This is a genomic window from Thalassovita sp., assembly GCF_965218685.1.
GTDB lineage: Bacteria > Pseudomonadota > Alphaproteobacteria > Rhodobacterales > Rhodobacteraceae > Thalassobius.
On sequence record NZ_OZ244657.1, the window covers coordinates 866,137 to 892,948 of the forward strand.

General features: G+C 57.0%; 25 protein-coding genes. 10 read left to right on the forward strand and 15 right to left on the reverse strand.

Features of this window, described 5'->3' with window-relative positions; translation table 11 throughout:
• The first annotated feature begins 31 nt into the window (after window positions 1-31).
• Window positions 32-364 carry an Hpt domain-containing protein gene (locus tag ACOQOQ_RS04545; protein ID WP_420568950.1) on the forward strand — a complete coding sequence of 111 codons (333 nt, stop codon included), beginning with the start codon at window positions 32-34 and terminating at the stop codon, window positions 362-364.
• On the opposite strand, the gene ilvA is transcribed toward ACOQOQ_RS04545, so the two are convergent.
• The 3 genes from ilvA to ACOQOQ_RS04560 all read right to left on the reverse strand — a co-directional run bounded on the left by ilvA (window position 361) and on the right by ACOQOQ_RS04560 (window position 4,593).
• On the reverse strand, window positions 361-1,599 hold the full coding sequence (gene ilvA / locus ACOQOQ_RS04550; protein WP_420568951.1) for a threonine ammonia-lyase IlvA: 1,239 nt from the start codon (window positions 1,597-1,599) through the stop codon (window positions 361-363). The genes ACOQOQ_RS04545 and ilvA overlap by 4 nt on opposite strands.
• 89 nt (window positions 1,600-1,688) lie before the next feature.
• Window positions 1,689-2,807 carry a hypothetical protein gene (locus tag ACOQOQ_RS04555; RefSeq protein ID WP_420568952.1) on the reverse strand — a complete coding sequence of 373 codons (1,119 nt, stop codon included), beginning with the start codon at window positions 2,805-2,807 and terminating at the stop codon, window positions 1,689-1,691.
• 109 nt (window positions 2,808-2,916) lie between these two features.
• The gene (locus ACOQOQ_RS04560) at window positions 2,917-4,593 is read right to left on the reverse strand and encodes a hypothetical protein (RefSeq protein WP_420568953.1); all 1,677 of its coding nucleotides are present in this window, start codon (window positions 4,591-4,593) and stop codon (window positions 2,917-2,919) included.
• Between the two features lie 243 nt (window positions 4,594-4,836).
• On the opposite strand from ACOQOQ_RS04560, the gene ACOQOQ_RS04565 reads away from it, so the two are divergent.
• Window positions 4,837-6,108 (forward strand): ATP-binding protein, encoded by a 1,272-nt coding sequence (locus ACOQOQ_RS04565; RefSeq protein WP_420568954.1) that lies wholly within the window; start codon window positions 4,837-4,839, stop codon window positions 6,106-6,108.
• A 199-nt stretch (window positions 6,109-6,307) separates the two neighbouring features.
• Here the strand turns inward: ACOQOQ_RS04565 and ACOQOQ_RS04570 are convergent.
• The 4 genes from ACOQOQ_RS04570 to ACOQOQ_RS04585 form a co-directional block, all read right to left on the reverse strand.
• A protein-coding gene (locus ACOQOQ_RS04570) for an IS3 family transposase (RefSeq protein ID WP_420566748.1) occupies window positions 6,308-7,650 on the reverse strand; the annotation gives its coding sequence in 2 pieces (ribosomal slippage) (window positions 6,308-7,323 and window positions 7,323-7,650; 1,344 coding nt in all).
• 44 nt (window positions 7,651-7,694) lie between these two features.
• A complete protein-coding gene (locus ACOQOQ_RS04575) occupies window positions 7,695-8,210 on the reverse strand; it encodes a hypothetical protein (protein WP_420568955.1) in 516 nt (171 codons plus the stop codon).
• Complete coding sequence (locus tag ACOQOQ_RS04580; protein ID WP_420568956.1) at window positions 8,197-9,783, reverse strand: NAD(P)/FAD-dependent oxidoreductase; 1,587 nt, start codon at window positions 9,781-9,783, stop codon at window positions 8,197-8,199. Before ACOQOQ_RS04580 ends, ACOQOQ_RS04575 begins: the two co-directional genes overlap by 14 nt.
• Window positions 9,780-10,205, reverse strand: coding sequence for a GtrA family protein (locus ACOQOQ_RS04585; protein ID WP_420568957.1), 426 nt, complete (start codon window positions 10,203-10,205; stop codon window positions 9,780-9,782). The genes ACOQOQ_RS04580 and ACOQOQ_RS04585 overlap by 4 nt, the downstream gene beginning before the upstream one ends.
• Window positions 10,206-10,580: 375 nt before the next feature.
• Here ACOQOQ_RS04585 and ACOQOQ_RS04590 point away from each other — a divergent pair, with 375 nt between their 5' ends.
• The 3 genes from ACOQOQ_RS04590 (at window position 10,581) to msrA (ending at window position 12,920) form a co-directional block, all read left to right on the forward strand.
• On the forward strand, window positions 10,581-11,807 hold the full coding sequence (locus ACOQOQ_RS04590; protein ID WP_420568958.1) for an argininosuccinate synthase: 1,227 nt from the start codon (window positions 10,581-10,583) through the stop codon (window positions 11,805-11,807).
• A 71-nt stretch (window positions 11,808-11,878) separates the two neighbouring features.
• Entirely contained in the window at window positions 11,879-12,160 is a 282-nt protein-coding gene (locus ACOQOQ_RS04595) for an SCP2 sterol-binding domain-containing protein (RefSeq protein WP_420568959.1), read from the forward strand.
• Window positions 12,161-12,254: 94 nt separating this feature from the next.
• Window positions 12,255-12,920: a peptide-methionine (S)-S-oxide reductase MsrA gene (msrA, locus tag ACOQOQ_RS04600; protein WP_420568960.1), complete on the forward strand. Its 666-nt coding sequence runs from the start codon at window positions 12,255-12,257 to the stop codon at window positions 12,918-12,920.
• Here the strand turns inward: msrA and ACOQOQ_RS04605 are convergent.
• Entirely contained in the window at window positions 12,917-13,792 is an 876-nt protein-coding gene (locus ACOQOQ_RS04605; RefSeq protein WP_420568961.1) for a ribokinase, read from the reverse strand. The two genes, msrA and ACOQOQ_RS04605, sit on opposite strands and share 4 nt — an antisense overlap.
• A gap of 16 nt (window positions 13,793-13,808) precedes the next feature.
• Window positions 13,809-16,064 carry an NADP-dependent malic enzyme gene (locus ACOQOQ_RS04610; protein ID WP_420568962.1) on the reverse strand — a complete coding sequence of 752 codons (2,256 nt, stop codon included), beginning with the start codon at window positions 16,062-16,064 and terminating at the stop codon, window positions 13,809-13,811.
• A 152-nt stretch (window positions 16,065-16,216) separates the two neighbouring features.
• On the opposite strand from ACOQOQ_RS04610, the gene mutS reads away from it, so the two are divergent.
• Window positions 16,217-18,832 (forward strand): DNA mismatch repair protein MutS, encoded by a 2,616-nt coding sequence (mutS, locus tag ACOQOQ_RS04615; RefSeq protein ID WP_420569731.1) that lies wholly within the window; start codon window positions 16,217-16,219, stop codon window positions 18,830-18,832.
• Here mutS and ACOQOQ_RS04620 read toward each other — a convergent pair whose 3' ends face one another.
• The 3 genes from ACOQOQ_RS04620 to hrcA are packed head-to-tail and all read right to left on the reverse strand — an operon-like array spanning window position 18,833 to window position 21,562.
• Entirely contained in the window at window positions 18,833-19,873 is a 1,041-nt protein-coding gene (locus ACOQOQ_RS04620; protein ID WP_420568963.1) for a TPM domain-containing protein, read from the reverse strand.
• 54 nt (window positions 19,874-19,927) lie between these two features.
• On the reverse strand, window positions 19,928-20,488 hold the full coding sequence (locus ACOQOQ_RS04625) for a nucleotide exchange factor GrpE (protein ID WP_420568964.1): 561 nt from the start codon (window positions 20,486-20,488) through the stop codon (window positions 19,928-19,930).
• A 9-nt stretch (window positions 20,489-20,497) separates the two neighbouring features.
• Window positions 20,498-21,562: a heat-inducible transcriptional repressor HrcA gene (gene hrcA, locus ACOQOQ_RS04630; protein WP_420568965.1), complete on the reverse strand. Its 1,065-nt coding sequence runs from the start codon at window positions 21,560-21,562 to the stop codon at window positions 20,498-20,500.
• Between the two features lie 112 nt (window positions 21,563-21,674).
• On the opposite strand from hrcA, the gene rph reads away from it, so the two are divergent.
• The 4 genes from rph to ACOQOQ_RS04650 are packed head-to-tail and all read left to right on the forward strand — an operon-like array spanning window position 21,675 to window position 24,497.
• Window positions 21,675-22,391, forward strand: a complete 717-nt coding sequence (gene rph / locus ACOQOQ_RS04635; protein ID WP_420568966.1) for a ribonuclease PH — start codon at window positions 21,675-21,677, stop codon at window positions 22,389-22,391.
• Window positions 22,384-22,992 carry an RdgB/HAM1 family non-canonical purine NTP pyrophosphatase gene (gene rdgB / locus ACOQOQ_RS04640; protein WP_420568967.1) on the forward strand — a complete coding sequence of 203 codons (609 nt, stop codon included), beginning with the start codon at window positions 22,384-22,386 and terminating at the stop codon, window positions 22,990-22,992. The genes rph and rdgB overlap by 8 nt, the downstream gene beginning before the upstream one ends.
• Window positions 22,985-24,142, forward strand: coding sequence for a radical SAM family heme chaperone HemW (hemW, locus tag ACOQOQ_RS04645; RefSeq protein ID WP_420568968.1), 1,158 nt, complete (start codon window positions 22,985-22,987; stop codon window positions 24,140-24,142). The genes rdgB and hemW overlap by 8 nt, the downstream gene beginning before the upstream one ends.
• A 1-nt stretch (window position 24,143) precedes the next feature.
• On the forward strand, window positions 24,144-24,497 hold the full coding sequence (locus ACOQOQ_RS04650) for a YbaN family protein (protein WP_420568969.1): 354 nt from the start codon (window positions 24,144-24,146) through the stop codon (window positions 24,495-24,497).
• Here the strand turns inward: ACOQOQ_RS04650 and ACOQOQ_RS04655 are convergent.
• The 3 genes from ACOQOQ_RS04655 to rsmG are packed head-to-tail and all read right to left on the reverse strand — an operon-like array spanning window position 24,492 to window position 26,787.
• Window positions 24,492-25,394, reverse strand: a complete 903-nt coding sequence (locus tag ACOQOQ_RS04655; protein WP_420568970.1) for a ParB/RepB/Spo0J family partition protein — start codon at window positions 25,392-25,394, stop codon at window positions 24,492-24,494. The two genes, ACOQOQ_RS04650 and ACOQOQ_RS04655, sit on opposite strands and share 6 nt — an antisense overlap.
• Before the next feature lie 18 nt (window positions 25,395-25,412).
• A complete protein-coding gene (locus ACOQOQ_RS04660) occupies window positions 25,413-26,222 on the reverse strand; it encodes a ParA family protein (protein WP_420568971.1) in 810 nt (269 codons plus the stop codon).
• Window positions 26,215-26,787: a 16S rRNA (guanine(527)-N(7))-methyltransferase RsmG gene (gene rsmG, locus ACOQOQ_RS04665; RefSeq protein WP_420569732.1), complete on the reverse strand. Its 573-nt coding sequence runs from the start codon at window positions 26,785-26,787 to the stop codon at window positions 26,215-26,217. The genes ACOQOQ_RS04660 and rsmG overlap by 8 nt, the downstream gene beginning before the upstream one ends.
• Between the last annotated feature and the right edge of the window lie 25 nt (window positions 26,788-26,812).

Below are 26,812 nucleotides of genomic sequence, written 5' to 3' on the forward strand. Positions count from 1 at the left end.
AGAGTGCGCACTGAACATCAGGAGTCTTGCAATGATCGATTGGGACCGTGTTTCCGAACTGTACGAACAGGTCGGCGCCGAAGATTTTGAAGAGGTCGTCGACCTGTTTCTGGAAGAAGTGGCCGAAGTGATCGACACCTTACGCCTGGACCCGCAGGCAAGCCGCCTGGAGGCTGACCTTCATTTCCTGAAAGGCAGCGCGCTGAACCTTGGGTTCGCCGACTTTTCCGACAAATGTTCAACGGGGGAACGCCAGGCGGCGCAGGGTCAGGCCGACCAGATTGATATCGGCGGGATCATCGGCAGCTATGATGCGTCTCGCAACCTGTTCTGCAACGAGCTGACAAAGCGCTTCGCCGCTTAGATAAGGAATTCGGCCAGGGTCTGATCGTTGGTAATATCGCGATAAACAAAGCCCGCCTTGTCCAATTTGGCGAACAACGTCTCGAAATTGCGGGCATCCCCTGTTTCAATCCCGATCAGAACCGAGCCGAAATTTCGCGCTGATTTCTTCAGGTATTCGAACCGGGCGATATCATCTTCGGGGCCAAGGATCGTCAGGAATTCCTTCAAGGCACCGGGGCGCTGCGGCAGGCGTAGAATGAAATACTTCTTCACCCCCGAATAGCGCTGAGCGCGCTCTTTCACTTCGGGTAGCCTTTCGAAATCGAAATTCCCCCCCGAGGTAACGCAGACCACGGTTTTCCCGCGAATTTGATCGGCCACGTCCACCAAGGCATCCACGGCAAGGGCACCTGCGGGCTCCAGCACAATGCCCTCGACATTCAGCATGTCCAAAATCGTCGTGCAAATCCGGTCTTCGGGGGCCAAAAACACGTCACTGATTGCTACATCCTTCAGCAAGGCAAAGGTGCGCTGCCCGATGCAGGCCACGGCCGCACCATCAACGAATGTGTCCACTTTTTCGAGCGTCACCGGATGCCCGGCACGCAAAGCGGCCTGCAGGCTGCCACCGCCCAGCGGCTCGATAAAACTATAGCGCGGTTGGGTTCCAAGAAATTGCCGCACGCCTGCGGACAGACCTCCGCCACCGACCGGCAGCAGAACGTGATCTGGAACGCGCCCCAGCTGGGTCAGCAGCTCGTTGGCGACCGTGGCCTGGCCTTCGATGACGTCATCGTCGTCAAAGGGCGCCAGGAAATGCGCACCCTCGTCGGCGCAATAGGCCTGGGCCGCCGCCAGGGTGTCATCAAAATAGTCCCCGACCAGGCGAATTTCGATGTTGTCTCCACCGAAAATCTCGGTCTTTGCAATCTTCTGCTGCGGCGTCGTAACCGGCATGAAAATCACTCCGTGGACCCCGTATTCCTTGCACATATAGGCCACGCCCTGCGCATGGTTGCCAGCGCTGGCACATACAAAGATCTGCTGTTCGGGGTTTTTGGCCCGCACCTTGCGCATCGCGTTCAGGGCGCCGCGAATTTTGTAGGACCGGACGGGCGACAGATCCTCGCGCTTGAGCCAGATATCCGCATCGAACCGCGCGGAAAGGTGGGCATTTCGCTGCAACGGCGTGGGCGGAAAGACCTCGCGTATCGCGCGTTCGGCGGCTTGGACTTGGGTCAGAAAATCACTCATACACTTTCAGTGAAACAGCCCGCCGCCAAAGGCAAGAGGCGCAAGAAAAATAGACCGTTGCATACAAATCAGCAAAGGCGCCCGACCATTCACGAGAACAGGTGCTCTTTGATCTCGGGGTTGTCCCGGCGCCAGATCACGTTGTCCATGAAATAGTGGTGTACGTTAATAAACACCCAGATCGTGAACAGGAACATGGTCGTTCCGAATACCTCTTCGCGATAGGTGATTGTCATATCCAGCACGAATGGAATGGCATAGAAAAACGCCGCCCCAAAAACCGTGGCAAACAGGAAGAACCTGATCGTCGCTGCCCGCGCCGGGGTGGTACGGATCAACCCAGCCAGCAATCGACCATCACCGCGGGGATGCGCTTCGTTCTTGTTCATCTGATACCGGGACACAATCGCAAGGTATTGCAAGCTGTGAAAGGCGGGAATGACCATAGCCGCCAACGGGTTCAAATACGCGACCAGTAGCCAGACATAGCTGGAGGTTCCATACGCCAGCAGCCCATTGATCGGAAGACGGCTGTTTAACCCCTTCCGGATCAACATTCCCACGGTCAGCGTGCCAGCGATCACGCAAAGTGAAAGCATGGTAAGAAACAACCACTCGGGTACCGCGACCGTGAAATAGTTAAGCCCATAGATCTCGCGCTCGTACAAAATGCGGTTGAAGTACATCCAGGTCGCCAGCCAGACGGTCAGCGCATTATAGCGCAGGATCAGCTTTTCCCGGTCGTCGAAAAACGCACGTTTCAGCACGGACTCGACCATAAGGATGCCGTAGCCCTGTTTGACGTAGTGCCAGCCTACCAGAAACAGCATCGCATTCGCGGCCTGCCCCATCAAAGCGCCGTTGACCGTCACAATGCACCACAAGAAAAATCCGATCATTGCCAGCGGCACCCCGACCCCGGCAATCAGGTAACGCCACCGCAAGGCCGCATGCGGAGCTGTCTTTCTTGCGAACTCTTCATAGAAAATCTGATAAGAGCCAATGAAATGCGGATTATTGATGAAGTTCGTCATAATCAGAACAAAGGCAAGGACGTAAACCCGGTATTCCTCGGGCGGCAATAGCACCAGCAATAATAGAAACGGTAATGATCCCCCGCCCAGACAGAGGAAATCTATTGCCTGGTTAAAAAGGTAATTCCGCGGCTTTTTCCCGGGGATACTCTGATCCGTATCCGTAACTACCATTGCAACCTCAAAAATAAACTCGGTCTTGAATATGTGCCCATGATTATTGGCCAGAACCTACTGAAAAAGCAAAAGCTTCCGCATTTTCGTAAAAATTGCCGGTCCTCTTTTATTTATTTACGCGGAATAGCATCAAAGGTCTTGGCACCTGCGCGACCGGGATCAACCAGGCCGGCGCCTGCCCCATAGCCAGCAAGGATCCGACGGAGCCGGGGGTGCCATAGGTTTCACCGCCGCAGACCAGAACCAGATCGGCGTTGGTCTGATCTATGACCCGATCAAGAGCATCAATATCGCTGGCAAATGGGACCACCCCATTCAGCATCGCCTGCGTGCTGCGATGATAAGGGGCTGCCGTAACCGAATGATGCGAGTGCAAAAGCACGGCCGTCCCCAGGTTCATCGGCGTGACGACTGTGGCGGCTGGCAAGGCATTCAGATGCGCCAGCAGCGCAGGAGGCGTACAAGCACGATCAGGCACAGCGCCTCGGGTTTCGGGCTGCGGCTGTTCCTTTGGGTGCGCGGGGGCATTGATCAACCGCAGGCCCAACGGCCCCAACTGCGGCACGAAGATCAGCGCAAACAACACGGTGATCACCATGGCCTTCACGGCGCGGTACACGGGCCAGGGGCGATTGATCAGAGCGCCAAAGACCGCTCCGAAGCCGACCGCCATTACCGCATGGCCCCAGATAATCGCTCGCAATTGCAGAAACGCACCCAAGCACCCCATTGCCAGAAACAGGACCAGCATGCCCCATTGGCGGCGCGGCTGATCAGCCCTGCCCTTCAGCACCCAGACAAGCGCCGCAAGCCCGGTGACCAACCCTAGCGGCGCAAGGAACACAAAGGCTATTTCAGGCGATTGCTGCATGATGATCCAAGCCGACTGCGACTCGGCAATCATCGAAGAAATCAGCGTGCGAACCTCTTGCGGCACGTCAGAAAATGGGCCTCCAAAACAAGGGGATAGCCTTGGCATCAGCACAAAAGCCAGGACCATCAGTACGGCCCCGACCAGCAGCGCCCGGCTTGTGACGCTTTGCAGCCGCCGCCGCGCCAACAGCACGGCGATCCCCAGAACGGCCGCCCCCGTGCTCAGCTCCAGATACGGTTTCGACAGCTGATCGCAATACACCTGCCCCCACTGGTCCAGCGGCGTTTGCAGAACAAAGAAAATGGGCGCGGAAATGCCAAGGCCCAAGCTGAAACCGACAAAAGCCATGTCCTTCCGATCAACATAGCGCAGCAGGAACACCACGCCCGCCAACATCAGGAACGGCAGGCCTTCCAGCCCGATCGCAAGGGACGCTGCGGACAAAACCCCCGCCAACGCGCCGGCGCGGGCGCCATGGGTCAACAGCTGACCAAACACAGCCAACATCAGGATCAGCTGCAGGCCATGGTGATCAAGGCGGCCAAGAGGGAAATAACGCCCATGATAGGATTGGAAAAACCACAGCGAGATCAGCGCAATTACCGCCGCCGGCACCCCGAACCCCCTAAGGGTGACGCGCAGCGTGACCCATGCAAAGATTAGGTACAGCACCATCGGCCACACCAGACTTAGCAACCGCTCGGCTTGCTCCCTCCCGACGGCCCACTCAAAACCCGTCACCATGCCAGCCTGGGCTGCGCTAACCAGTCGAGACCAGTGCAGCGATAGCCCGTCCGGCGGCAGCACCCTGTATTGGCGCATGTCAAACCAGTCTTGTCCGGCCAGAAAATCCCGAACGGACAGCAGCCACATCCCGTCGTCGTTCCCGAGCAGAGTTAGCTCATCCATGAAATCAGGGGCGCCTGCGACTTGCCGCATGAAATAGATCGCGCCAACAAAAACAAAAATTACGGGCAGTAAAACCGGTCTATCGAACAGCTCTCTGCGACGTGCCGTCATTTTTCCATTCTCAATACCGATTTCACGCCTCCAATATTCAGCAGCGCGCGTAAATTGTGAAACAAAAGGTTGGAACATTTCGGGTTTTAACGCAGAATCAGGGTAATTTGGTCATGCCCAAAGGAAAACACTTTGAACGCGTTTGAATTTTTTACTCCGCCGAAGACCATCGAAGATACCGGGCTGAGCCCCAGCTACCTGATCGGTCTGGTCAGCAAGATCATGTACGAAACCGGGACGGTCACCCCAGCGGGCATATCCGAGCATATCAAATTGCCCAAACTGGTTTGCCGCCAGTTGATCAAGGAAATGACGGCGCTCATGCTGGTCGAGGCGCAGGGCCTGGAAAGCGATGATATCAAGTCCGACATCCGCTATAACCTGACCGATCTGGGGCGCAAATGGGCGCTCGAGGCTATGCTGGTGTCCCAGTATGTTGGCCCCGCCCCGGTGACGCTGGAAATGTTTGAAACGCAAATCCGGCGGCAATCCATCAACAACGAACAGATCCACCGCCACGATCTGGAGGCAGCGACCTCGCACCTGGTTCTGCCCCGCGGGCTGATGGCTCAATTGGGCCCGGCGGCCAACTCGGGGCGTTCGGTCCTGCTGTATGGCGAGCCGGGCAACGGCAAAACCTCGCTGGCCGAGGCGATGGGCAAGTCCTTCCACGACGTCGTTTATTTCCCTTACGCCCTGTTGGTCGGTAACCAGATCATCCGCTTTTTCGACGAAACTCTGCACGAGGTTGCAGACGAACCCGAAGGCGATACAAAGCTTGATCCCCGTTGGGTGGCCTGCAAACGCCCCGTGGTGATTGCCGGGGGCGAGCTGACACTGGACATGCTGGACTTGTCTTTCGATCAAACCGCTCGCTTTTACGAAGCCCCCATGCACCTGAAAGCCCTTGGCGGGGTATTCGTTCTGGACGACTTTGGTCGTCAGACTGCCTCGCCTCAGCAATTCCTGAACCGCTGGATTGTCCCCTTGGAAAAAGGGTTCGACATCATGTCACTGCACACGGGTAAAAAGTTTACCGTGCCCTTCGACCAGTTGGTTGTATTTTCCTCGAATATCATGCCCGAAGATCTGGGCGACGGGGCGTCGTTGCGCCGAATCTATTTCAAGATTCTGGTGCCCAGCCCCACCCGCGAGGATTATTTGCAGATCTTCAAAGACGCCTGCAAAACCTATGATCTTGAATGGCGCAAAGACGTTGTCGAAGAGTTTTATGAATCCGAGTATGAGGCCCGAAACAACGTCACTTCGGGCGCGCACCCTGGGTTCTTGCTTCAGCACGTGGTGGCGGCCTGCCGGTATCTGGACAGCCCCGCCGAATTGACCGGCGAGCTTTTGGAACTGGCCAGCCGGAACATTACCGCGACCAAGCGGTCAACTCGCTAGTTATTCCTGGGTGGCGACGATCGCCTGATGGGCAGGTTTATCTGGGCGCCAAGCCTGACATCATTTCCATGATGACCAGCATGATCGGAACCAAAACGATGATCAGGTTCACCGGGAACATGAACTGTACGTCGTCAGGGTTTTTGGAGCCAAAGCGGGCCTAAACTGAGTGAGAGTTTGGCTCATCTGGTTGGTTTGATTATGCGGCGTGTTTTCTGTGATGCAAGCGTCGCGCTTCGAGCGTGTTTCGTTTGATCCTTTCTCTTTGGTTTAGAATGGCTTGTGAGCGCCCGAAGTAGACGTCGGACGGCGTGACGTTGTTCAGGCTCTCATGGTAGCGCTGATGGTTGTAGTGATCGACGAAGGCACCGATCTGGGTTTCGAGATCGCCGGGCAAGAAGTAATTTTCCAGCAGGATGCGGTTCTTCAGGGTTTGATGCCAGCGCTCAATCTTGCCTTGGGTTTGGGGGTGATACGGCGCACCGCGAGAATGCTTCATTCCCTTGTCCTGCAGCCATTCGGCCAAATCGCCAGAGACGTAGCTGGAGCCGTTGTCACTCAGCAGTCGTGGCTTGTGAACGACGTGGACCTGATCGCAACCCGAAGCCTGTAACGCCAGGTCCAGCGTGTCCGTCACATCTTCCGTCCTCATATTGGTGCAAAGCTTCCACGAGATGATGTAACGGCTGTAGTCGTCCAGGATCGTGCTGAGATAGAACCAGCCCCAGCCCAGAACTTTCAGGTAAGTGAAGTCCGTCTGCCAAAGTTGGTTGATGGCGGTGGTTTTGTCTTTGAACTCGCTTGTAGCCTTGAGCACGATGAAGGCCGGGCTGGTGATCAGATCATGCGCCTTCAGTACGCGATAAACCGAAGCCTCTGATACAAAGTAGCTTTCTGTATCCGTGAACGTCACCGCCAGCTCTCGCGGCGAGAGCTCTGTTTCCTTCAGCGCCAGCTTGACGACCTTGTGCCGCACTTCGTCCGGGATGCGGTTCCAGACATGCTTTGGCTTGGGAGATTGGTCCGCAAGACCGGCTTCGCCGCGTTGCAGGTATCGGTCGTACCAGCGGTAGAACGTTGTGCGCGGAATGCCGAGCTTGGCCAGTGTCTGACGTGCTGACAGGTGGCTTTCTTCGACCAGCCTGATGATCTCCAGTTTCTCAGATGCGGGATACCTCATTCGTGGTCGCCCCCATCGCCTGTCATGCTTTTTTTGAGAAGGCGCAATTCCAGCGTTTGCTCAGCCACGACCTCCTTCAGGTCACGGGCCTCACGGCGCAGATCTTTGACTTCGTCACTCGTCGCTGCTCGCGCTGTATCGCCCGCCAGCCGCTTCTTTCCTGCCTCCATGAAGTCCTTAGACCATTTGTAGTAAACCCCTTGGGAAATCCCCTCACGGCGGCACAGCTCTGCAATGCTGTCCTCGCCACGCAGACCGTCCAAGACGATCCTGATCTTCTCCTCGGAGGAATACTGTTTACGCGTGGCGCGTTTGATGTCTTTGACGATCTTCTCGCCCGGGCTCTTGGTTGTCTTTCTCATCTTCAACTCCTCAGTGGTGACGATGCGCCAGAAACACTCTCTTATCAAATTGCCCTATTTGGCCCCATAAGCGCTGACGTCAGACAGCTGAGAAGGCCCATGCCCTCGGCAAAAACGCGCGGCGTTACAAACCCCTCGCCATAACTGAAGAACGCGCTGGCATAGGCTGGGGAAAGGGCTACTGCCCCCAGCAAGGCCAGAATGCGCGCTTTTCTGTCCTCGAAAAAAACATGGACAAAGACGACCAGCGCGCAGAACCAGAAAAACAGCCCGATGCCGTAGGCAACCATATTTGCCCATGCCAGGCCCAACGCCTGTATCAGGGGGGCATAAATCAGCGTGAAAACCGAGAAGTCATCCTGATTTCCGTAGGAAAAATATAGGTCTCGGCCAAGCGCATCATTGCCAAGGGACCGCAGCGCCTGAACCGCATAAAGATTGGCGTCGTGGTATATGCCTTGAAACGGGCGCAACAAAAGCACCAGCGCGATCAAGGCAAGCCATTGAAGAATGATCCGCCACCGGGCGGTCAGGATCTCTTCGGTGCTATTTGCCCTCATGGTAATCTTGATCGGTGTTCACGTCCCACATCTGGGAACGATTATCCCGCCCCTCGACGATACCGTCCACCGCAACCATGGCCGTCAGGATCGAGTGGTCCTGATTGTTGTATCGGTGCATCCCATTGCGACCGACACAATACAGGTTGTCGAACTTCATCACATAGTCGCGGATCACGTCGAAACGGTCATAGGTTCCGAAATAGGCAGGATAGGCCTTTTTCGTTCGCACTACGACGGCGTCCAGCAAATCGCCAGGGTCGGAGACGCCCAGCTGTTCCAGCTCTTTCACGGCAAAATCGATCACGTCCTGATCTGGGGTCTGCCAGAATTCATCGCTTTCATTGACGAAGTATTCCAGCCCCATCCAAATCGTATCGGGATCGGCGACCAGATAGGGCGACCAGTTGTTGAACAGTTGCAGCCGGCCGACCTTGACGTCGGACTCTTGCACGTAAATCCAGTTGTCCGGCAGGCGTTCTGACAGGTTTCCAGCGTCGGCCCCCTGCCCCAGCGTTAGCCGTTTCAGCAAAACTCCGACCGTCATGAAGTCACGATAGCTGAGACCATCGGACACCTGGGAAACCTCGGTGGGCGCAGCGGGTTGCCACCCCCCGATCAGCTCTTGCACCGGCATCGAGGAAAAGACCATATCGCCCTGAACAGTCTCTTTGCTGCCGTCCTCGTGCAAGATTTCCAGCGCAGAGATCCGCCCCCCGTCATGAAGGACGCCAACCACCCGTGTGTTCAGGTGTAGCTCGCCCCCGGCATCCACGATTTTGCGGGTCAAGGTTTCCCACAACTGCCCGGGACCGTGTTTTGGGTATAGGAACCGTTCGATCAGACTGGTTTCCACATCCTTTTGCGCGATCGAGTCGCGTTTTGGCACCAGCTTACGAAGCCCGTGCCGGATCAACCCCGAGATCGAAACCCCCTTGATCCGTTGCGCGCCCCAGTCGGCGGGGATGTCCTCACAAGGAACGCCCCAGACCTTCTCGGTGTAGTTCTCAAAGAATGTTTCGTACAGCGCCCGGCCAAAACGGTTGATGATGAAATCGCGCAAAGACAATTCGGGGCGAATGGGCAACAGCCGGGCGCGCACATAGCTGAACACGATGGTCAAAGTGCGCACGAGCCCCAGATTGATAAAGGTCTGCGGCGCGAACTTGATTGGATAGTCGTAAAACTTGCGCCCGAACAGGATGCGCGAAACCCGAGAACGCACCAGCATCACCTCGTCCGTGGTTTCGGGGTCGGCTCCGGTTGCGGGGCTTTCGATCTGGCGGGTTTTGTTCTGATAGCTGATCGTGATGCCTTCGCCGGCCTCGATCGCGCCAGACTCCAGCGGCAGGATCCGGGCCCACCAATCCATCACCCTGTCAGATTTCGAGAAAAAACGGTGCCCGCCGATATCGATCCGGTTGCCCTTGTAATTGACGGTTTTGGAAATGCCGCCAACCTGACTGTCTGCCTCGAAGATAATGGGTTTGATATCAGTCCGGGTGGCCAGCTCGTATGCGGCAGTCAAACCGGCCGGTCCCGCGCCGACGATCAGTGCGATCTTTTGGGTCAAGTTTTCGTCCTGATTCCTGCGGGCGCGACTTCAAAGCTCTGCTCGAACGCATCGGCCCTGCGGAAGCTGATGTATTTATGCGCAAAAAACGAGTAAATCGCCGTCAGACCCACGGCAATGACATGCGCTGACGTATCAGGCTGAATAATACCAGCGCCAAATACGGCCAACGTCCCGGACATGCCCCAGCGCAGCACCTGCGCGATCACAGTGGTCAGTACCAGACCAACAACAGAAACCGCTGTAAAATCAGCCATTTCCAAGCGCCGCGCGCGCCCCGATGGGGGAAAGGTGAACTTTCGGTTCAGAACAAAGCTAACGCCCATGCCCGACACAAACGCCAGCGCAACACTGATCGGATAGCCGACAAACCCGTTAAGGCCTACGATATTGTACAGCAGAAAGCCGACGCCCAAATTCACCGCGGCGGCAGATCCAGAACAAAGAAGAAAAATATGAAACATAGTCTATTTGCCTGAGTTAACGCCGGTACAATATTTAAAAATATTCCATAATTGTCCTGACGTTAGCCGACATTTATTTAATGCGGCAAGATAATTCACGGAAACAAACCGTTGTATTTCGGAAATATCATCTCTGCGTTTCGCGCCAATGGAGCAGCGCCACCAACCGGAACTTGCTGGATTTGAGGCGGCCAATAAATGCGAACCTTTGCCTCCATCCATCGATTTCCCCCCATGCTTGGCACCACCGCCTTGGGTCATCGCCTTCGCCATCTTGCCCTTGCCCGCAAAACCCGATAAGCGCCGGAGGGTTAGCGAAATAAGGGGAAAATGATGTCCGCGCCCAAGAAAGTCGTCCTGGCCTATTCCGGTGGCCTTGACACCTCGATCATCCTGAAGTGGCTGCAAACCGAATACGGCTGCGAAGTGGTAACCTTCACCGCCGATCTGGGCCAGGGTGAAGAGCTGGAGCCTGCTCGTAAAAAGGCCGAGCTGCTGGGGATCAAACCCGAGAATATCTTTATCGAGGATATCCGCGAAGAGTTCGTCAAAGACTTCGTTTTCCCGATGTTCCGCGCCAATGCCGTTTACGAAGGCCTGTACCTGCTGGGCACCTCGATCGCGCGCCCGCTGATCTCTCAGCGTTTGGTGGAAATCGCCGCTGAAACCGGCGCGGACGCTGTTGCCCACGGCGCAACCGGCAAGGGCAACGACCAGGTTCGGTTTGAACTGGCCTGCTATGCGCTGAACCCCGACATCAAGGTGATCGCGCCATGGCGTGAATGGGACCTGACCAGCCGTACCAAGCTGATCGATTTCGCTGAAAAGAACCAGATTCCGATCGCCAAGGACAAACGTGGTGAGGCGCCGTTCAGCGTGGACGCGAACCTGCTGCATACCTCGTCCGAGGGGAAAGTTCTGGAAGACCCCGCCGATATGGCTCCCGAGTATGTCTACCAGCGCACCAATGATCCGGTATCCGCCCCGGACGAGCCCGAGTTCATCGAGATCACCTTTGAAAAGGGTGACGCGGTTGCCATCAATGGCGAAGCGATGAGCCCCGCCACCATCCTGACCAAGCTGAACGAATACGGCAAAACCCACGGCATCGGCCGTTTGGATTTCGTTGAAAACCGTTTCGTCGGCATGAAGTCGCGCGGCATCTATGAAACTCCCGGCGGCACCATCCTGCTAGAGGCCCACCGCGGCATCGAGCAGATCACCCTGGACAGCGGCGCGGGTCACCTGAAGGACTCGATCATGCCCCGCTATGCCGAGCTGATCTATAACGGTTTCTGGTTCAGCCCCGAACGCGAAATGCTGCAAGCCCTGATCGACAAATCCCAGGAGCACGTCACCGGCACCGTCCGTCTGCGCCTGTTCAAAGGGGCCGCATTCACTGTGGCGCGCTGGTCGGATCACAGCCTGTATTCCGAGGCCCACGTGACCTTCGAAGAAGACGCCGGCGCCTATGATCAGACCGATGCCGCAGGCTTCATCCAGCTGAACGCGTTGCGTCTGAAGCTGCTGGCCGCGCGGGATCGTCGCCTGAAAGGCTGACGCCAAGTCACAATTGTTGAACGTGAAACGCCCCCCTATTGCAGGGGGGCGTTTTGCATTTGGAGGACCCGATGACACTGACCGAGATTGCCGAAATGATCCGCAGCGGCGTTGGCTCCAGCAGCTTTGCCGACAGCCTGAAATTCGATTGCGGCGACGCGGGTGTGTTGGTCATCGCCGACCAGACCGTTTCATTGCTAGACCGCGATACTGACGTCACCCTGAAAATGACCACTGAGAATGTCGAGAGGCTGATCAAGGGCAAACTGAACCCCGTGACGGCCGTGATGACGGGCAAGATCAAGCTGTCCGGAAACCCTGCTGTCGCGATGAAACTGAAAGAGCTGCTTTAGCTGCTCACGCGCCCTCAACCTTGCGTGACATTCGATTGCAGGGGATTGGCGGACCCCCGAATGGCAAGTCATGATGACCCGGAAGGGAAAAACCATGACCGCGACATTCGACAACATCAAACCTATCCTGCTCACCTTGGCCATCGTCTTTGGCTCTATGCTGGAATGCACCCGCGCACAGGCCGGACAGACCGAAACACTGACTGTGGCTGGTGGCTGTTTCTGGTGCGTCGAAAGCGATTTTGAATCCGTGCCCGGCGTGCACGAGGTGATCTCGGGCTATACGGGTGGCACGATTGAGCGGCCGACCTATAAGCAGGTCGTGCGCGGTGGCACCGGCCATTACGAAGCTGTCCAGATCCAGTTCGACCCCTCAACCGTAACCCGCGCTCAGCTTTTGCAGATGTTCTTTCGCTCGGTAGACCCGACAGATGCCGGCGGTCAGTTCTGTGATCGCGGTGACAGCTATCGCACCGCGATTTTCGTGTCTAACCCGGCCGAAAAAGCCATCGCCGAAACCGCCAAGACCGAGGCCGCTCGCGCGCTGAAGCAGAAAATCGTGACGCCGATTTTGTCCGAAGGAACCTTTTATCCGGCAGAAAAGTACCACCAGGATTACTATAAGGGATCAAAGGTCGTGCTGACCCGGTTCGGGCCGATCAAGCAGTCGAAAGCGTACAAACGATACCGCAACGCCTGCGGCCGTGACCAACGGGTTCGGGAGCTGTGGGGCAACAAGGCACCCTTTGCAGGGGGCTAACCGAAGCTTTGGACCTCGTGCAGGTCGGGGATAACGTCCGCTGTGCCCTTACGCATCACCATCAGCGCCGCCGCACGCATCGCCAGGTCAATTGCCTGAGCGGTCGGCATTCCTCGATCCAGTCCAGCCAGGAAATACCCGGTGAAAGTATCCCCCGCCCCGGTCGTATCAACCACGTCGACGGGATGCGCGGGAAAGGTCCGGGGGGTATATTCATCACCCTTTTCAAACAGAACGCAGCCTTCCGCGCCGCGGGTCACCAAGACCAGCGGCACGCCCATTTCAGGCCCCGGAACAAGCCCGGTGGCCGCATGCAGCTGCTCCATCTCGACGGCATTCAGAACCAGAATATCCAGCATGGGCAATATTGCGGTAATGGCCGCAACCGAAAAGGGCGCCGCCGCATAGGCAATCCGCAACCCTAGCTTCGCGCCTATTTCCGTCGCAAACCGCTGTTTGTTGGTCTCGTTCTGCATCAGCAGGATATCCCCCGGTTCAGCTTCGGCCAGGGCCAGGCCTACCGAAGATTCGGGGATGTCGCGATTGGCGCCGGGATAGATGACGATCGCGTTTTCACCGTCGTCATCAACATTGATAATCGCATGGCCGGTGGGGTGCGGAACCTCGCGAATCCAGCGCGTGTCCACGCCATATTCCATCAGGCGCTCGACGGCCCAGCGCCCGTCAGATCCGACCGCGCCGATATGCGCCGCGCGGGTGCCGGCGCGCGCGATGGCAACCGACATATTCGCGCCCTTGCCGCCCAGCCCCCGATTCAAGGACGAGGCGGCAACCGTTTCGCCGGGGCCGGGCAAATGCGGCACCCGATAGAAGTAATCAGCATTGATGGAGCCTAGGTTCCAAACGGTCATTCCGGCTCCTTTTCGATCAACCCACCTTGCACGCGGCCATGATGGCCATGTTCAGAATGTCATTTGTCGTCGAAGTGGTCGAGCAAATCTGGATAGATTTATCAACACCCGACAGGATCGGGCCGATCACGGTGGCGCCTGCCATTTCCTGCATCAGCTTCACACTGATCGAGGCCGAGTGACGCGCCGGCACCACAAGGATGTTCGCCGGTCCGGTCAAACGCTGGAACGGATAAGCCTCGGCCACCTTGGGATTCAAGGCAACGTCCACGGTCATTTCGCCCTCGTACTCGAAATCGACGCCGCGATCTTCAAGCACTTTGGGCGCGACATGCATCTTCGAGGCACGTTCCGACACCGGATAGCCGAAGGTCGAGAAGCTGACAAAAGCCACGCGCGGCTCCAGCCCCAGATGGCGTGCCACCCCGGCCGAGCGCTCGGCGATGTTTGCCAGTTGCTCTTCGTCGGGCCATTCATGAACCAGCGTATCCGAAATCAGCACAATCCGACCCTTGTGGATCAGCGCCGTGATACCCACCACGCCATGCTCTGCGTCGGCGTCAAACACGTGGTTGATCAGCTCAAGCACGTGGGCGGATTTCCGGGTTGCCCCAGTGACCAATCCGTCGCCATGGCCATGCGCCAACATCAACGAGCTGAACACATGACGATCGCGCGCGGCCAGGCGGTGGATGTCGTGGCGGTCATAGCCTTTGCGCTGCAGACGCTGGTACAGGAATTCCTTGTAGGTATCCAAATGACGGGTGTTGGCGGCGTTAATCACCTCCAACTCGCGGACGGCGTCGCCCATTCCGGCAGCTTCCAGTTTCTGCTTCACATCGTTTTCACGACCGACGACCAGCGCTTTGCCCAGACCCGATCGCTGATACTGCACAGCGGCGCGCAACACCCGCGGATCATCACCCTCGGCAAAGATCATGCGCGCCTGAGCGTTCCGTGCACGCGCGTTAATACCACGCAGGATGCTGGCCGTCGGATCCATACGGGTCTTCAACGAGACTTCGTAGGCGTCCATATCGATGATCGGGCGACGCGCGGCCCCTGTATCCATGCCGGCCTTCGCCACGGCGGGCGGGATGGTATAGATCAGGCGCGGGTCAAACGGAGTCGGGATGATATAATCACGGCCAAAGCTGAGCGTCTTGCCATAGGCCATCGCGACCTCGTCGGGAACGTCCTCGCGGGCCAGTTCGGCCAGAGCTTCGGCGCAGGCGATCTTCATCTCGTCGTTGATGGCGCGCGCGTGAATATCCAGCGCACCGCGGAACAGGTACGGGAAGCCCAGAACGTTGTTCACCTGGTTGGGATAGTCCGAACGACCGGTCGCGACGATGGCATCAGGGCGCACGGCGTGGGCCTCTTCGGGGGTAATTTCTGGATCGGGGTTCGCCATGGCGAAAATTACCGGGTTATCAGCCATGGATTCGACCATATCGGGCGTCACAGCGCCTTTGACCGACACACCAAGGAACACATCTGCACCCTTCATGGCTTCTTCGAGCGTGCGCAGGTCCGTGTTGGCTGCGTGGGCCGATTTCCACTGGTTCATGCCTTCGGTCCGACCCTGGTAGATCACTCCCTTGGTGTCGCACATGATACAGTTGTCATGCTTGGCGCCCATGGCCTTGATCAGCTCCAGACAGGCAATACCGGCGGCACCGGCACCGTTCAAAACGATCCGGCAATCCTCGATCTTCTTCCCCGAGATATGCAGAGCGTTGATCAGACCGGCCGCACAGATCACCGCCGTCCCGTGCTGGTCATCGTGGAAGACCGGGATATCCATCTCTTCTTTGAGCTTTTGCTCGATGATGAAACACTCGGGCGCTTTGATGTCTTCAAGGTTGATGCCGCCAAAGGTGGGGCCCATCAGCTTTACAGCCTTGATGATTTCATCCGGGTCCTCGGTGTCCAGTTCGATATCGATCGAGTTCACATCGGCGAAGCGTTTGAACAGGACGGATTTCCCTTCCATCACCGGCTTACTTGCCAGTGCGCCCAGATTACCCAGGCCCAGAACTGCTGTGCCGTTCGACACAACGGCCACAAGGTTACCCTTGTTGGTATAGTCATAGGCAGTTTCGGGCACCTCGGCGATTGCTTCACATGGAACAGCAACGCCCGGTGAATAGGCCAGCGACAGGTCGCGCTGCGTGGTCATCGGAACACTTGGCGAGATGTCGAATTTACCGGGGCGCGGCTCCAGGTGGAAGGCCAGCGCCTCTTCGGGGGTGATGCGGTTTTTGGTCATGATCAAGGGGCCCGTGAATGAGTAAGCCCAAGCGTCTTACATTGCTATGCGCCGTGGCTCAACACAAAGACGTTTTCGCCTTTCGTCCCGGTCCATGGATTTGTAATGTTCCGCGAAATGACAGGGGGACAGACGTGAGTGCAGTCACGCCGATGATGGCGCAATATCTGGAGATCAAAGAAGGCTATCCCGACGCCCTTCTGTTCTACCGGATGGGCGATTTCTACGAAATGTTCTTTGACGATGCCGTTGCTGCGGCCGAGGCGCTGGACATCGCGCTGACAAAACGCGGCAAGCATCTGGGCGAAGACATCCCCATGTGCGGCGTCCCCGTTCATGCCGCCGAAAGCTATTTGCTGACGCTGATCCGCAAAGGGTTCCGCGTGGCCGTGGGCGAGCAACTTGAAAGCCCCGCCGAGGCGAAGAAACGCGGGTCCAAATCCGTTGTGAAACGTGACGTAGTGCGACTGGTTACACCCGGCACGTTGACGGAAGAGTCGCTGCTTGAGGCGCGTCGGCATAATTTCCTGTGCTCCTACGCATCGGTGCGTGATCAGTCTGCGCTGGCTTGGGTCGATATCTCGACCGGTGAATTTCACGTGCAGCCGCTGGCGCCTGTGCGTTTGGGTCCGGAACTGGCCCGTTTGATGCCTGCCGAAGTGATCGTATCCGAGGCGGACGAGGCAGATTTGGCCGAAACAGTCTCTGAATCAGGGGCCGCAATCACTGGTCTGGGGCGTGCAAGCTTTGACAGCACCTCGGCTGAAAAAAGACTGTGCGCCTTGTTCGACGTCAGCTCTCTGGACGCTTTCGGTCAATTTGATCGCGCCGAGGTTTCCGCCATGGGCGCCATCGTCGAATACCTTGAGATCACGCAAAAGGGTAAGCTTCCACTGCTGCGCCGCCCTGTCCGTGAAGCCGAGTCGCGGGTGGTTCAGATCGACGCCGCAACGCGTCGCAACCTGGAACTGACCCATGCCCTGAACGGCGGGCGGGCCGGTTCCCTGCTGGCCGCGATTGACCGAACTGTGACCGCAGGCGGGGCCCGACTGCTCGAGCGTCGGCTTTCCAGTCCGTCGCGAGTTTTGGACGTGATCCATGCCCGGCTGGATTCGATCGACTTCGCCGTGGAAAACCGACAGGTCGCCGATGCCTTGCGCGACGCTTTGCGCAGAGTTCCTGATCTGGATCGCGCGCTGTCCCGGCTGGGTCTTGATCGTGGGGGCCCACGTGATCTGGCCGCAATCCGCAATGGCTTGACGCAGGCACTGCAGATTTCGGACGAAATTCAGGCTCTGAACCTGCCCGAATTACTGCAGTCCGCTGCAAAGGACTTGGCTGGGCATGACGATCTGCTGGACCTTCTGGATCAGGCGCTGGTCGCCGAGCCCCCGCTGCTGGCCCGCGACGGTGGGTTCATCGCCCCGGGATATGACAGCGATCTGGACGAAACCCGGACCCTTCGCGATGAGGGGCGCAGCGTCATTGCCTCAATGCAGCAGGAATATTCCCAGCTCACCGGAATCCAGTCGCTGAAGATCAAGCACAACAATGTGTTGGGTTATTTCGTCGAGGTCACCGCCACCCACGCCGACAAGATGCTGTCCCAGCCCCTGTCGGACACCTTCAAACATCGCCAGACTACGGCCAACCAGGTGCGGTTCACCACCGTGCCACTGTCCGAAACCGAGACCAAGATTCTTAATGCAGGCGGGCGGGCGCTTGATATTGAAAAAAGGCTCTATTACAGCCTAAGAGCCGCGATTTTGAACCAAGCCGGTCAGATCAATGCTGCCGCTCGCGCCTTGGCCGAAATTGATCTGGCGACCAGCCTGGCCGACCTTGCAACCGGCGAAAACTGGGTTCGGCCCACAGTTGACGGCTCGAAAACACTTGAGATCACGGGCGGCCGTCACCCCGTTGTCGAACAAGCGCTACGCAAGCAGGGACAGTCGCCCTTTGTTGCGAACGATTGCACGCTGGCCGCAGATGACGGCGCCGCGATATGGCTGCTGACCGGCCCGAACATGGCTGGTAAATCGACTTTCCTTCGGCAGAATGCCCTGATCGCTTTGCTGGCACAGATGGGCAGTTTTGTACCGGCCTCTCGGGCTCATATCGGGGTGGTCAGCCAGCTGTTTAGCCGCGTCGGGGCATCGGACGATTTGGCGCGCGGCCGGTCTACCTTTATGGTTGAGATGGTCGAAACCGCAGCGATTCTGAACCAGGCCGACGACCGCGCGCTGGTCATCCTGGACGAAATTGGCCGCGGCACCGCCACCTATGACGGCCTTTCCATTGCCTGGGCAACGCTGGAACATCTGCATGATGTCAACAAATCCCGCGCGCTGTTTGCCACCCATTATCACGAGCTGACCTCGCTGGCAGGTAAGATGCCTGGCGTCGAAAACGCGACCGTCGCGGTGAAGGAATTCGATGGCGATGTGATTTTCCTGCACGAAGTGCGCAAAGGGGCCGCAGACCGATCTTATGGTGTGCAAGTGGCCAAACTGGCCGGACTGCCTGATAAGGTTGTCGCCCGTGCGCGCGTTGTTTTGGACGCGCTGGAAAAGGGCGAACGCGAAGGGGGCAAATCCAAAGCCACGATCGACGACCTGCCCTTGTTCTCTGCCGCGCCGCCACCTCCGCCGCCTGCCCAAAAGGAATCCGAGATCGAGGCGCGCCTGGATGACATCCATCCCGATACGCTGACCCCGCGCGAGGCATTGGATCTGATTTACGAACTTAAAACGCTGAAGGAAGGCTGATCACCAGCTACCCGAGGCCCCGCCTCCGCTGGATGAGCCCCCACCGAACGATCCGCCCGAGCTGCTGCTTTTGCTTTTCATCGGGATGGTGAAAACGGCCGAGCTGTGATCGCCACAATGCTGGCAATCCAGATCGATCCGTTTGCGTCCGGTCGAGCTTGTCGTTGCGCTTTGCAGAATTGTTGTCGTGCTTTCCACAGCCCGATGTCCGCATGCTCGACAGACCTGGTAACGCGTGAAAAACGCTTTGTAATTTTCGACTCTGACATGATCACATTCCTGGCAATGCCAAATGTCGTAATCCACACTTCCCAGAGTTTCCTCGGTGATTTGGCCTGCGCTTAGATGCGCGTCATCTGCCAGCTCGTCCAGCAAGATCAACCGCGATTTGTCATTTGGGCAATAACGAGGGCGATACCTTTGGAAACGACGCACTAAGGCCGCCCCTGCGGCGAAAAACGGCGCCAACAAAGCCAGTGCCCACGCCCCCATCGCGTCGATCCCGCGTTTCGCGATGCCCAACGCGCGTTCTGCGCCGGTTGAGTTGAACTCTCCGGGCCAGCTGCCACTGACCTCGTGGATCACATGATCAACGCCGTAATCAATCCCCGTGACATAGTCATCCCGCTTGAACCGAGGCAGAATCACGTCATCAATAATTTCTTTCATGGGGCCGTTCATCCGGGTGCCATAGCCCGAGCCAACCTCGATCCGCATGTGCCGATCCTGCACGGCGATCAGCATCATCACACCATCGTTTCGCTTGGCATTTCCGACGCCCCAATAGTTGAACAAGGCCGTAGCGAACGGTTCGATTGGGCCTTCGTGGCTGTAGTCCCTCATTGAATTGATGGTGACCACGGTAAACTCAATATCGCGCTCTCGCTTCAGCTCTTTAAGGTCATTCCGGATCGCCTCCTCTTCCTCCTGAGGCAAAATGTCGGCGAAATCATTAACGTAGACCTCGCTGTATTCAGGGAAGTTTTGGGCAAAAACCGGGGTGGCGATCAGCAACCCCAAGATCACGGTAAGAATGCGCAAAAGAAAAGCTCCTGTCAGAAACAGGAGCTTTCTAGCATTGATATCAGGTTCTGTTTAGGCCGGAGTCGACGAAACACCCACCTGCGCCGGACGCAGCAAGCGGTCATGCAGCATGAAGCCTTCGGCTGAAACCTGAATGATGTCGCCAGCTTTGGTGCCGGGCACGGGGGCTTCGAACATGGCCTCGTGCATCTGCGGGTCGAACTTATCGCCAACTTCGGGCGAGATCAGCTCGATCCCGTGCTTTTTGAACACGCTCAACAATTCGCGCATGGTCAGCTCGACACCCTCCAGAACAGCACCGATTTGTTCGCGGTGTTCGTCGGTAACGGCGTCCAGAGCACGCTTCATGTTGTCGTAAACCGGCAGCACGTCGCGCGCCAGCTTGGAGCCGCCATAATTCTCGGCTTCGCGGCGCTGTTTGTCCGACCGCTTGCGCGCGTTTTCGGCATCTGCCAGCGCTCGCATGAACTTGTCTTTATAGTCATCCCGCTCGGCGCGCAGCTCGTCCAGCTCGATCGCCTCATCGTCCAGCTCTTCGATATCCTCAGCGTATGCTTCGGCTTCGGCGGTTTCGATATCATCCAGAAAATCTTCGTTTTTGGGGTCTGCCATATTCCACCTCTAACTCCGGTCAGACAGCATCCGTCCGACCAGTTGTGCCGTGTAGTCAACGATCGGCACGATTCGTCCATAGTTCAGGCGCGTGGGGCCAATCACCCCGACCGCACCGATAATTTTTCGATCCGCGTTCATATAAGGAGAAACCACCAAAGAGGAACCCGAAAGTGAGAAAAGTTTGTTCTCAGAGCCGATAAAAATGCGCACACCCTCGCCCTCTTCGGTCAGCTGAAGGAACTCTTCGATGTCGCGCTTGCGCTCCAGGTCATCGAACAGGACACGGATACGCTCAAGATCCTCTTCGTTGCCATCCGCATTCAGCAGATTCGAGCGGCCGCGGACAATCAAGCGCTCGTTATTTTCACCCTCGTTATCCCAAACGGCCAGCCCGCTTTCGACCAGTTGGTGCGCCAGGCCGTCAATCTCTTGCCGGCGGCTATCGATCTCTTTGCGAATTTCGGTTTGCAGGTCGGAAAGGGTTTTGCCCTCGACAAGCGCATTCAGGAAATTCGCAGCCTCGCGCATCGAGGACGGCGTTTGCCCCGGCGGCGGCGTGAACAGCCGGTTTTCGACATGACCGTCCGCAAAAACCATCACCACAAGCGCGCGGTCGTGGCCCAGGGAAACAAACTCCAGATGGCGAATCGGTGCCTCATGTTTCGGCGTCAGCACGATCGAGGCGCCCTGCGTCACACCAGACAGCGCAGTGGACACCCGATCAAGCAACCCTCCAACGTCCGGAGAGTTGCTCTGCAATGTCTGATCCAGTTTGTGCCGGTCATCGGTGGCCAGATCGCCGACCTCAAGGAACCCGTCGACAAACATCCGCAACCCGGCCTGCGTCGGAATTCGCCCGGCCGAGATATGCGGACTGTTCAACAATCCCAGAAACTCCAGGTCCTGCATCACGTTGCGAATGGTGGCGGCGCTGACCTTTTCGGTCAAGCTGCGCGTCAGCGTCCGCGAGCCGACAGGCTCACCGCTGGAAAGATAGCCCTCGACCACTCGGCGAAACACCTCGCGCGAGCGGTCGTTCAACTCTTCCAGGATGTTTTCGCCGTCTGTCATGTCAGAAACCTTTCCACATGTCATTAAAGACCCCTGCCCACAAAGGTCAATCGGGCTTGCGCTTTGGGTGCCCGGACAGGTATCCCACAAGGCAACAGAGAAGGAATTCATCATGCGCCCATCCGGCAGACAGCTTAACGAAATGCGCGCGGTTTCGATTGAAACCGGCGTCACCAAACATGCAGAGGGTTCGTGTATGATCCGCATGGGCGACACCCACGTTCTGTGCACCGCCACGATTGAGGACCGCGTGCCACCGTTCATCAAAGGCTCGGGTCTGGGCTGGGTGACTGCGGAATACGGTATGCTGCCCCGCTCCACCACATCGCGGATGCGCCGCGAGGCGACAGCAGGCAAGCAAGGCGGAAGAACCGTTGAAATTCAAAGGCTTATTGGTCGTTCCCTGCGGGCCGGAGTAGATCGTGTTGCCTTGGGCGAGCGTCAGATCACCGTGGATTGCGATGTGATCCAGGCCGACGGCGGCACCCGCTGTGCTTCGATCACTGGGGGCTGGGTTGCGCTGCGTCTTGCCGTAAACAAGCTTATGAAGGCGGGGATCGTTAAATCGAACCCGCTGATCGAACCTGTCGCTGCCGTCTCCTGCGGGATTTACGCCGGTCAGCCCGTTCTGGATCTGGATTACCCCGAGGACAGCGAGGCCGGTGTTGACGGAAACTTCATCATGCTGGAAAGCGGTCGCCTGATCGAGGTGCAAATGTCCGCCGAGGGTGCCACTTATTCGCGCGACCAAATGAACCAGTTGATGGATCTGGCCGACAAAGGTGTCGCCGAATTGGTCGCCGCACAGAAAGCCGCGGTTAATGCGTAAGTTCGACGGCGATCAGCTGGTCCTGGCCAGCCACAACAAAGGCAAGCTGCGAGAAATCGCAGCTTTGCTGGTGCCGTTCGGGATATCTGTGTCCTCGGCCGCTGATCATGGCTTGGACGAACCCGAGGAAACCGAAGATACTTTTGCAGGTAACGCTCGGATCAAGGCGCATTACGCAGCGCAGAAAACCGGCTTGCCCGCACTGTCAGATGACAGCGGAATTTCGGTTGATGCACTGGACGGAGCGCCGGGGGTTTACACCGCTGATTGGGCTGAAACCCCAAATGGCCGCGACTTCGCTGTGGCGATGGAGAAGACCTGGACGCTGCTTGAGGAAAAGAACGCCCCCTTCCCGCGCACTGCCGCGTTCAACTGCACGCTTTGTCTGGCCTGGCCCGATGGCCATGACGAACTTTTTGTCGGCAAAGTAGACGGAAAGGTCACCTGGCCCATGCGTGGCGAAAACGGCTTTGGCTATGATCCGATCTTTGTCCCGAACGGGTTCGACATCACATTCGGCGAAATGGACCCCGCCAAAAAGCACGAAATGAGCCACCGTGCGGACGCATTCGCCAAATTGGTGGCGGGTTGCTTTGATTGAGGACTGGCAGAACGGCGGCTTTGGAATTTATGTCCATTGGCCGTTCTGTCAGGCAAAGTGCCCCTATTGCGATTTCAATAGCCATGTCGCGCGCGAAATCGACCAATCTCGCTGGCTTAGAGCCTATTTGTCCGAGATTGACCGCTATGCCGATCTGTGCGGCGGGCGACCCCTGACCTCGGTTTTCTTTGGTGGTGGCACGCCCAGCCTGATGGACCCCGAGGTGGTACATGGCATATTGGAACGTATCCGCTCTAATTGGTCGCTATCCAACTCTGTTGAAATCACGCTTGAGGCAAACCCCGGCTCTGTCGAGGCGGGCCGTTTTGCCGCTTACGCCCAGGCGGGTGTGAATCGTGTTTCTATGGGAATTCAGGCTCTGAATAACCGAGATCTGCAAAGATTGGGGCGCATTCACACCGTAGAAGAGGCCCGCGCCGCCTTTGATATTGCCCGGAAACAGTTCGAACGCGTTAGCTTTGACCTGATCTATGCCCGCCAGGACCAAACGCTGACGGATTGGCGCGCTGAGTTGACCGAGGCGCTCTCGATGGCAATCGACCACCTGTCTCTTTATCAGCTAACCATCGAGCAAGGCACGGCCTTTGGCGATCGGTACAATCGCGGCGGACTGAAGGGCCTGCCAGAGGATGATCTGTCCGCCGACATGTACGAAGCCACGCAAGACATTTGTGGCGCCGCCGGGATGTTGGCCTATGAGGTCTCTAATCACGCCAAACCAGGCGCAGAGTCCCTGCATAACAGTGTCTATTGGCAATATGGGGACTATGTTGGCATCGGTCCAGGCGCCCATGGGCGACTGACTTTGGATGGTCAAAAGCATGCCGCCGAAGCCTATTCAAACCCGACGAAATGGTTGGGTTTGGCCCCGGAAGGCAAGACCGAGAAAAGCTTCGAGCGTCTTTCGCGTCAAGATCAAGGAAACGAATACCTGATGATGGGTCTTCGGTTGTCCTCGGGGATCTCTCTTGATCGGCTGAAAAAGATCTCTGGTCGTGGGTTGATCGCCGAAAGACTAAGCTACCTCCAAGATATTGGCATGATTTCCCTGGACGGGGATAATCTGTCAGTCTCGCCCGATGGAAGAATGGTGTTGAATGCCATTATTCGGGAACTTTTGGTGGAGTAAGATGCGGATCATCTGGGCGATTTTGGGTCTACTTAGCATGGCGATCGGTGTGGTCGGCATTGTTCTTCCGCTTGTCCCCACCGTACCACTAATGATCTTAGCCGCATTCTTTTTCGCAAAATCCAGCGAGCGGTTGCACAACTGGTTAATTACCCACCCTCAGTTCGGGCCTTCAATCCAGGACTGGAACGAGCATGGCGCAATCCACCCCAAGGGAAAGCGGATCGCGACACTCTCGATTGTGATCGTGTTTCTGATTTCGGTTCTGCTGGGGCTGCGCCCCATGATCCTTATCATTCAGGGCGTAACCCTGACGGCGGTTCTGATATTTATCTGGACTCGCCCAAATTCATGACGACAACAGGCGGCAAACCTCGTCCAACTGATCGAGATTGTTATAGCTGATCGTTACCTTACCTGATTCCTGACCCGATTCATGATCGATCGCGACCTTCATGCCAAGGTTGGCGGACAGGTCACCCTCAAGCGCGCGCGTATCAGCGTCCTTCTCTTGTCGCGAGGGTTTAGGCGCTTTAGAGCCTTTTTGTTCGCTTTCTGGCGCCCCTTTTGCAAGACGCTCGGTCTCGCGGACAGACAGGTTTCCCTGGATAACTCGACGTGCAAGCGCCACCGGGTCCGTAGCCGTAATCATGGCCCGCGCATGCCCAGCCGAAAGCTTGCCTTCGCGGACAAATTCTTGTACTTCGTCCGGCAAGGACAGCAAGCGCACAAGGTTTGCAATGTAGCTGCGGCTTTTGCCAAGCACCTCGGACAGCTTTTCTTGCGTGTGCCCGAATTTATCCATCAACTGGCGATATCCCGCGGCCTCTTCAACGGCATTCAGGTCAGCGCGCTGGATGTTCTCGATAATTGCGATTTCAAGAACCTCTGTGTCATCGAATTCGCGCACCAAAACCGGTATGGAGTGCAGCTGCGCCATCTGTGCCGCACGCCAACGGCGTTCGCCGGCGACGATTTCGTACTCGCCGTCATGATCCGGTCGGTTACGGACGATCAGGGGCTGAATGATGCCCTTTTCCTTGATCGAGGCAGACAGTTCCTCCAGCTGATCGGGCGTGAAGGTCCGGCGCGGCTGGTCTGGGTTGGGGTGGATCTTCTCGATCGGCACCATCATGTCCGGCCGTCGCGAGCCATCACCTTGTTGGTTCTGAGGCTCAGTCGGAGTGACATCCGCCATCAATGCGGACAAACCCCGGCCCAACCCACGGGTTTTCGTACGTTTATCGCTCATTTTTGCCTCCTGTTATTCTTATGCGGCGACGCGAACTTTCTTGGACATCAGCTCTCTTGCTAGCTGGCCATAGGCCTGGGCGCCCTTGGAATTCGGGTCATATTCGGTGACAGGCATCGCATAGGACGGTGCCTCGCTAACGCGGACGTTTCGGGGGATCATCGTTTCGAACACCAAATCACCCAGGTTTTCACGAGCGTCGTCTTCGACTTGCTGGGACAAGTTGTTGCGTGAGTCATACATGGTCAACACAACACCTTCGATCCGCAGGTTCGGATTTGCCGTTTGGCGAACCTCTCGAATGGTCAGCATCAGCTGCGAAAGCCCCTCGAGTGCGAAGAATTCAGACTGCAGCGGCACCAGCACGGAATGCGCGGCGACCATAGCGTTAACAGTCAGCAAATTCAGCGACGGCGGGCAATCAATCAGGATGTAATCATAGGCGAACGCATCCATCGCATGCTGCCGAAGTGCGTCATGAAGCAAGAAGCTGCGTTTTTCATTTGAAATCAGCTCGATATCTGCCGAGGACAAATCCACCGTCGCCGGGATAATATTCAGACCGTCAAGCTCGGTGGGCTTAATGACATCCTCAAGCGGAGCATCGTCTAAAAGCAGCTCGTAGGTCGTGAATTCGCGATCTTCGGGCTCAACCCCCAGCCCCGTCGACGCATTTCCCTGAGGGTCCAGGTCCACGATCAGAACATGGCATCCTTCTTCGACAAGCGCGGCGCCTAGGTTTATCGTCGTCGTGGTTTTGCCTACCCCGCCCTTTTGGTTAGCGACAGCAATGATCTTGGGATCAGCCAAACGGGTTGGGTCAGACACGGGAAATACCTCCGATTCTCAGAATGACGGCTCCTGATTCCGTTTCACTTTTAATCGGGTCGCAGTCGAAAAACCACGACTTGCGCGCCTCTTGAACTTCTTTTTCCCAGTTGACACCTTTCGGCAGCAACGCAGTGCCCGATTCTTGAAGGTGCCGCTTGGAAAATCCCAGTAGTGTGGTCAAATCTGCCAAAGCCCGCGCCGAAAGAACGTCTGCGCCTGCCGGTTTGGCGCTCTCGATCCTATCGGTGATCACTGTTGCGTTGATGCCGGTCTCTCGGGCCACGGTTCGCAAAAATACCGATTTTCGAGCGTCAGATTCGATCAAGGTAAATTCAGCATCCGGAGATTTTTCCGCTGCGATTATCGCGCAAACCATGCCGGGAAAGCCTCCGCCACTGCCCAGATCAACCCAATGCCTGAAATTCTTGGGCGCCTGCGCGTAAACCTGTGCCGAATCTACGAAATGCCGCGTCCAGACGTCAGTCAGCGTTGCCTTAGAAACCAAATTTATCTTTGGATTCCATTTTTTCAGAAGCCCCGCGTAGACCTCCAACCGATCCATTGTTTCACGTGAAACATCAAAAGAA

What these genes read in the sequence shown, in the direction of transcription:
- ACOQOQ_RS04650 (WP_420568969.1), top strand. Translation starts at nt 24,144, where the DNA reads ATGCGGATCATCTGGGCGATTTTGGGTCTACTTAGCATGGCGATCGGT.
- ACOQOQ_RS04560 (WP_420568953.1), bottom strand. Translation starts at nt 4,593, where the DNA reads ATGGATGAGCTAACTCTGCTCGGGAACGACGACGGGATGTGGCTGCTG.
- ACOQOQ_RS04575 (WP_420568955.1), bottom strand. Translation starts at nt 8,210, where the DNA reads ATGAGGGCAAATAGCACCGAAGAGATCCTGACCGCCCGGTGGCGGATC.
- rsmG (WP_420569732.1), bottom strand. Translation starts at nt 26,787, where the DNA reads ATGGATCGGTTGGAGGTCTACGCGGGGCTTCTGAAAAAATGGAATCCA.
- ACOQOQ_RS04605 (WP_420568961.1), bottom strand. Translation starts at nt 13,792, where the DNA reads ATGACCGTTTGGAACCTAGGCTCCATCAATGCTGATTACTTCTATCGG.
- ACOQOQ_RS04545 (WP_420568950.1), top strand. Translation starts at nt 32, where the DNA reads ATGATCGATTGGGACCGTGTTTCCGAACTGTACGAACAGGTCGGCGCC.
- msrA (WP_420568960.1), top strand. Translation starts at nt 12,255, where the DNA reads ATGACCGCGACATTCGACAACATCAAACCTATCCTGCTCACCTTGGCC.
- ACOQOQ_RS04595 (WP_420568959.1), top strand. Translation starts at nt 11,879, where the DNA reads ATGACACTGACCGAGATTGCCGAAATGATCCGCAGCGGCGTTGGCTCC.
- ACOQOQ_RS04590 (WP_420568958.1), top strand. Translation starts at nt 10,581, where the DNA reads ATGTCCGCGCCCAAGAAAGTCGTCCTGGCCTATTCCGGTGGCCTTGAC.
- ilvA (WP_420568951.1), bottom strand. Translation starts at nt 1,599, where the DNA reads ATGAGTGATTTTCTGACCCAAGTCCAAGCCGCCGAACGCGCGATACGC.
- ACOQOQ_RS04555 (WP_420568952.1), bottom strand. Translation starts at nt 2,807, where the DNA reads ATGGTAGTTACGGATACGGATCAGAGTATCCCCGGGAAAAAGCCGCGG.
- ACOQOQ_RS04625 (WP_420568964.1), bottom strand. Translation starts at nt 20,488, where the DNA reads ATGGCAGACCCCAAAAACGAAGATTTTCTGGATGATATCGAAACCGCC.
- ACOQOQ_RS04655 (WP_420568970.1), bottom strand. Translation starts at nt 25,394, where the DNA reads ATGAGCGATAAACGTACGAAAACCCGTGGGTTGGGCCGGGGTTTGTCC.
- ACOQOQ_RS04610 (WP_420568962.1), bottom strand. Translation starts at nt 16,064, where the DNA reads ATGACCAAAAACCGCATCACCCCCGAAGAGGCGCTGGCCTTCCACCTG.
- rdgB (WP_420568967.1), top strand. Translation starts at nt 22,384, where the DNA reads ATGCGTAAGTTCGACGGCGATCAGCTGGTCCTGGCCAGCCACAACAAA.
- hrcA (WP_420568965.1), bottom strand. Translation starts at nt 21,562, where the DNA reads ATGACAGACGGCGAAAACATCCTGGAAGAGTTGAACGACCGCTCGCGC.
- mutS (WP_420569731.1), top strand. Translation starts at nt 16,217, where the DNA reads ATGATGGCGCAATATCTGGAGATCAAAGAAGGCTATCCCGACGCCCTT.
- rph (WP_420568966.1), top strand. Translation starts at nt 21,675, where the DNA reads ATGCGCCCATCCGGCAGACAGCTTAACGAAATGCGCGCGGTTTCGATT.